The 5,548-nt window shown below is 72.3% G+C and carries 3 protein-coding genes; 1 reads left to right on the top strand and 2 read right to left on the bottom strand.

Features of this window, described 5'->3' with window-relative positions:
- Positions 1 to 176: 176 nt before the first annotated feature.
- Positions 177 to 1,040, top strand: coding sequence for an Fpg/Nei family DNA glycosylase (locus tag ACSNOK_RS30110; RefSeq protein ID WP_436783966.1), 864 nt, complete (start codon positions 177 to 179; stop codon positions 1,038 to 1,040).
- 13 nt (positions 1,041 to 1,053) lie between these two features.
- On the opposite strand, the gene ACSNOK_RS30105 is transcribed toward ACSNOK_RS30110, so the two are convergent.
- The gene (locus tag ACSNOK_RS30105; RefSeq protein WP_436783965.1) at positions 1,054 to 2,496 is read right to left on the bottom strand and encodes an amino acid permease; all 1,443 of its coding nucleotides are present in this window, start codon (positions 2,494 to 2,496) and stop codon (positions 1,054 to 1,056) included.
- A 160-nt stretch (positions 2,497 to 2,656) separates the two neighbouring features.
- Positions 2,657 to 5,050 carry a GH92 family glycosyl hydrolase gene (locus ACSNOK_RS30100; RefSeq protein WP_436783964.1) on the bottom strand — a complete coding sequence of 798 codons (2,394 nt, stop codon included), beginning with the start codon at positions 5,048 to 5,050 and terminating at the stop codon, positions 2,657 to 2,659.
- Positions 5,051 to 5,548: the final 498 nt, after the last annotated feature.

Below are 5,548 nucleotides of genomic sequence, written 5' to 3'. Positions count from 1 at the left end.
GGCCCCCGACCTCGGCCCTCGGCCCCGGACCCGGCCCGACACCGGCGACGTCGGCGTCGGCGCCATGCCGACCGGCGCACGGTGGGAATTACCTCGCGGGGGAGGGCGAGGACGACCGGGGGCACGCCCCACTCGCCCCGACTTGCCCGCCTCACCACCCCCGTCACACTGGAACCATGCCCGAACTGCCGGAGGTCGAGGCGCTCGCCGCCTTCCTGGGGGAGCGGCTGGGCGGTCGTACGGTCGAGAAGGTGCTGCCGGTCGCGGTGAGCGTGCTCAAGACGTACGATCCGCCGCTCAGCGCCCTGGAAGGGCGGCCGGTGGCCGGCGTCGGGCGGTACGGGAAGTTCCTGGACATCGCCACCGAGGGCGGCCCCCACCTCGTTCTGCACCTCGCCCGGGCCGGCTGGATCCGCTGGCACGACGCCCTCCCCGCCGCCCCGCCGCGCCCCGGCAAGGGACCGCTCGCCCTGCGCGTCCGGCTCGCCGGCGGCGCCGGCTTCGACGTGACCGAGGCGGGCACCCAGAAGCGCCTCGCCGCCTACTGCGCGCACGACCCGTCCGACGTGCCGGGCGTCGCCCGCCTCGGCCCCGACCCGCTGGCCGACGCGTTCACGCCCGACGTCTTCACCGGACTGCTGCGCGGCGAGCGCCGCCAGGTCAAGGGCTTCCTCAGGGACCAGAGCGTGATCGCGGGCATCGGCAACGCGTATTCCGACGAGATCCTCCACGCGGCCCGGATGTCCCCGTTCAAACCGACGTCGAGCCTGACGGACGAGGAGGCCCGCGCCCTCTACGAGGCGCTGCGCACGACGCTCCGGGACGCCGTCGAACGCTCGCGCGGGCAGGCGGCCGCCGGGCTGAAGGCCGAGAAGAAGAGCGGCCTCCGGGTGCACGGCCGGACCGGCGAACCCTGCCCCGTCTGTGGTGACACCGTCCGCGAGGTGTCGTTCAGCGACTCGTCGCTCCAGTACTGCCCGACCTGCCAGACGGGCGGGAAGCCGCTCGCCGACCGGCGGCTGTCCCGGCTGCTGAAGTAGCCCGCGGGCCGGATCAGTCCCGCGGCACCCCGCGCGCGTCCGCGCGGGCCAGCTCGGAATGCCGATAGGAGTATGCGAAGTACACGGCGAGCCCGATCACGAACCAGATCGCGAACCGCACCCAGGTCTGCCAGGCCAGGTAGGTGATCAGCCAGATCGAGGCGGCCACCCCGATGCCCGGCACCACCGGTACGCCCGGGCACCGGAAGCCGCGGGGCAGCTCCGGCCGCTTGTACCGGAGGACGATCACGGCGGTGCAGACCACCGCGAAGGCCAGCAGGATGCCGATGTTGGTGAGTTCCGCGGCCTCCCCGATCGGCACGAACCCGGCGATGAGCGCCGAGGCGACGCCCACGATCCAGGTGACCCTGGTGGGCACGTGCCGGGTGGGATGGGTGTGGGCGAACCACTTCGGCAGCAGCCCGTCACGGCTCATCGCGAACCACACCCGGGTGACGCCCAGCATGAAGGTGAACATCACCGTGAGGATGCCGATGATCGCCCCGACCGCGACGACGTCCGCGATGCCCCCCAGCCCGACCGACTTGAAGGCGGTCGAGAACCCGCTCTCCTTGTCGATGTCCCTATAGTTCTGCATCCCCGTCAGCACCAGGCACGCCAGCACGTAGAGCACCATCGAGATGCCCAGCGAGTACATGATCGCCCGGGGCATGTGCCGCTGCGCGTCCTTCGACTCCTCGGCGGCCGTGGACATCGCGTCGTACCCGAAGACGGCGAAGAAGACGGTGGCGGCCCCGGTGAACGCCCCGCTCACGCCGAACGGGAAGAAGGGACGGTAGTTGCCGCTCTTCACATGGAAGAAGCCGACGACCACCACCAGCAGCACCACGATAATCTTCAGCCCGACGATGACCGTCTCGAAGCGGGCCGCGTTCTTGATGCCCAGGGTGAGGAGATAGGCGATCAGGAGGCAGAGCACGGCCGCGAACAGGTCCACCCGGTGGCCGTCCCCGGTGCCGGGCGCGCCCAGCATCCAGTGGGGGAGGTCCGCGCCCGACTCCGTCACCAGGAAGTTGACGTAGCCGGAGATGCCGATGGCGACGACGGAGACGATGGCCGTGTACTCCAGCAGCAGGTCCCAGCCGATGAACCAGCCGCCGATCTCGCCGAGCACCGCGTAGCCGTAGGTGTAGGCGGAGCCCGCGCGCGGGATGAGGCCCGCGAACTCCGCGTACGAGAACGCCGCCGCGGCGCTGGCCACCCCCGCGATGAGGAACGAGACGAGCACCGCCGGGCCGGCCGTGCCGTTGGCGATGGTCCCGGCGAGGCTGAAGATGCCGGCGCCGATGATGCCGCCGACGCCGATGGCCGTGAGCTGCCACAGGCCGAGGGTGCGGGTCAGGTGCTCGCCGTGCGCCTCCGCCGTCTCCGCCTCTTCGATGGTCTCGATGGGTTTGCGGCGCAGGATGCCGTGACCGGCCCGGAGCCCTGCCATGTCCAGTCCTCTCGTCGGCGGACGCTGACGGCGGCTCATGATGGTGCACCGGGAGCGGCGACGGAAGGCGCCGCTCCGGGGTCGTCCGGCCTTCGGCCGATCCGTCCACCGCTCCTCGGCGATCCCTCCGCCGCTCTTCGGCCGATCCGCCCCACGCCCCTCAGCCGATCCGCCGCCCGCCGACGGCGGGCACCGCGGCCGACCGCCCGGTGCCCCAGCGGCCGGGCTTCGCCCCGACGGTCAGCTCCAGGCGCTCCCCGTGCCGCAGCGCCGCGGTCGTCAGGTACGTGCGGTCGAATTCCGTGCCGTCCAGCCGGGCCGACTGGATGTAACGGGCGGTGTCCGAGGTGCCGGGCGCGGCCACGGTGAACCGGCCGTGCGGGTACCACCGGCGGTCCAGCCGCAGCTCCACCCGTTCGAACACCGGGGTGCTCAGCCCCCACACGTCCGACCCCGGCCGCACCGGATAGACGCCGATCGCCGAGAGGACCATCCAGGACGACATCGTGCCCAGGTCGTCGTTGCCGGTCATCCCGTCGGGCGCGTCCGTGAACAGGGTCAGCGCGGCGTGGACGACGTCCGTGGTCTTCCAGGGCCGGCCGGTGGCGAGGTAGGTGTACGGGGCGATGAGGTCCGGTTCGTTCTGCGGGTTGTACTTGTCGGCGTTGTAGTAGTCGTACGGGCCGTGCACCCACACCTCGCGGGCGGTGCGCGCCGGGTCGGCGAGCACCTTGTCGTAGGCGAAGAAGGCGTCGAGCCGCTTCTCCGCCGCCTCCCGGCCGCCGATCAGCTCGATCATCCCCGGCAGGTCCTGGGGGACCAGCCACTGGTACTGCCAGGCGGTGCCCTCGTGAAAGCCGGGGCTCTTCGCCGGGTCGGCGGAGCCGGTGAAGGCGCCCTTCGCGTCGCGGGGCCGGAAGAAGCCCGTCGCCGGGTCGAACAGCTTGCGGTAGTTGCGGGAGCGTTCGGCGTACCGCCGGGCGTCGTCGTGGTGCCCGAGCGCCTCCGCCATCTCGGCCAGCACCCCGTCGGCCAGCGCGTACTCCAGCGTGGCGGAGGCGCCCTCCTGGAAGTCGGAGTCCCCGGGCTTGTGCCGGGACAGCTCCGGCGCCAGCGGAACGTAACCGTCCGCCAGATAGCGCTCGTTGGCGTCCCGCCCCGCGTACGGCGAGTCGGCCGGCGGCACCCCGTCCGCGTTCCGCTTCAGCGCCTTGTACGCCTCCTCCTCGTGCCCCGCGAGCAGCCCCTGGCGGTAGGCGTTGGTGAGGTACGGGGTGACGGGGTCACCGGTCATGATGTTGGTCTCGACCGGGCCGTACCCCCACTTGGGCAGCCACCCGCCCTCGGCGTCGATCCGCAGCACGGACAGCGCCATGTCCCGCGCCTCGGCGGGCGCCAGCAGGGACAGCAGCTGCGCCTGGGTGCGGTAGGTGTCCCACAGCGACCAGTTCTGGTAGTACGTGAACCCCTTCGCCTGGTGCACCTTGCCGTCCCAGCCCGTGTAGCGGCCGTCGGTGTCGCTGCCGGTGTTGGGGGAGAGGAACGACCGGTAGAGCGCGGAGTAGAAGGTCCGGCGCAGCGTCCGGCTCCCGCCCTGCGCGGCGACGTCGCCCAGCCGCTTCTCCCACGCGGCGCGCGCCGCCTCGGCCGTCCGGTCGAAACCGGCCTCCTCGGCGGCCAGATTGCGCCCGGCCCCGTCCGCGTCCACGTAGCTGACGGCGGTGGTCGCCTCGACCCGCTGCTCGGTCCGGGCGTCGAAGCGCACCCAGGCGCCGTTCCGCCCGGTGCCGGAGGAGGCCCGGGAGCCGTTGCTCACGCGTTCGCCCTCCCAGGTGCCGAAGGCGGTGAACGGCCGGTCGAAGCGGGTGAGGGTGTGCACGGTGTACGGCCGGGTGTCCTGGCAGAACCCCCGCCCGGTGACCGTGGCCCGCACGGTGCGGTCGTCGACGATCTCCACCTTGCTGGAGACGCCCTTGTGCAGCGACTGCCCGGCGTTGAGCAGCACATTGGCGTGGTCGGTGGCGGGGAAGGTGAAGCGCTGGCGGCCGGTGTGGGTGGTGGCCGTGAGCTCGGTGGTGATGCCGGAGGCGAGCTTCACCCGGTAGTACCCGGGCCGGGCCGACTCGTCGGCGTGGGTGAAGGCGGCGGCGTACTTGGCGTTGTCGGTCTCCGTCACCTCGCCGGTGGTCGGCAGGACGGGCAGATCGCCGCCGATCCGGCAGCCGACCCCGGAGAGGTGGACGGTCGAGAAACCCCGGATGTGGGTGTGCTTGTAGTCGTACCCCATGGCGTGGCCCGTGTCGGGCGAGAGCTGCACCATGCCGAAGGGGACGGCGGCCCCGGGGAAGGTGTTGCCTTCGTTCTTGGTGCCGATGAAGGGGTTGACGAGGTCGGTGAGGCGCTCGGGGGCGGCGTCGTTCCGATGGGCGGCCGGCGAGGCGGCGGGCGCCGGCGGCGCGAGCACGGCGGGCCCGCCGAGGGCGGCCACCACCAGGGCCAGGAGCGCGGCTCGGGTACGCGGCAGCGGGTGTCCGGTCCGTCGTCTCCGTCGCATCCGTCTCCGTCTCATCGTCCACGTCCCTCGGGGTACCGGCGGCAGGGTCAATGGAGTCGGCGGAACGGCCGATCGGAGCGCCGATCGGAGCGGGTTCCGGGCCGACATCGTTGTCAGGGGGAGGCTCGCCCGGGCGGCACGGGGTGTCAAGGATGCGGTGGGTGGTGGGCGTGGTGATCCGGCCGCTTGGGCTGTCGCGTCGCGTCACGCGAAAGGGCGGACTAGCACTGGGGAATGACCCTGCCTCAGGCGAGGCCCCCGGTGTACAGTACGGGCGTTCGGATCGAACAGTTGACGGGCCGACGGCCTTTTCGCAAGGCGACGGCACAAGCGGTCCGCACGGGGAGGAACCGGCGGGAAACCGACACCACCCCGCGACCGCGCGGAACCGTCGACACGTCGCGGTACCACTTCCCGCGCCGGCCTCGGGGGCGGCAGGCCGGGCTTCCAGGGGAACGGCGGGGCTGGCAGTGGGGGGACGAGGACCGCGCCCAGAGG

Origin of the sequence: Streptomyces sp. URMC 126 (assembly GCF_051386555.1) — a bacterium.
Classification (GTDB): Bacteria; Actinomycetota; Actinomycetes; order Streptomycetales; family Streptomycetaceae; genus Streptomyces.
The sequence above is the reverse complement of the archived record's forward strand: the minus strand, read 5'-3'. Positions and strand labels throughout refer to the sequence as shown.

Coding starts and splice junctions, on each gene's coding strand:
- ACSNOK_RS30100 (WP_436783964.1), bottom strand. CDS start 5,050: ATGCGACGGAGACGACGGACCGGACACCCGCTGCCGCGTACCCGAGCC.
- ACSNOK_RS30110 (WP_436783966.1), top strand. CDS start 177: ATGCCCGAACTGCCGGAGGTCGAGGCGCTCGCCGCCTTCCTGGGGGAG.
- ACSNOK_RS30105 (WP_436783965.1), bottom strand. CDS start 2,496: ATGGCAGGGCTCCGGGCCGGTCACGGCATCCTGCGCCGCAAACCCATC.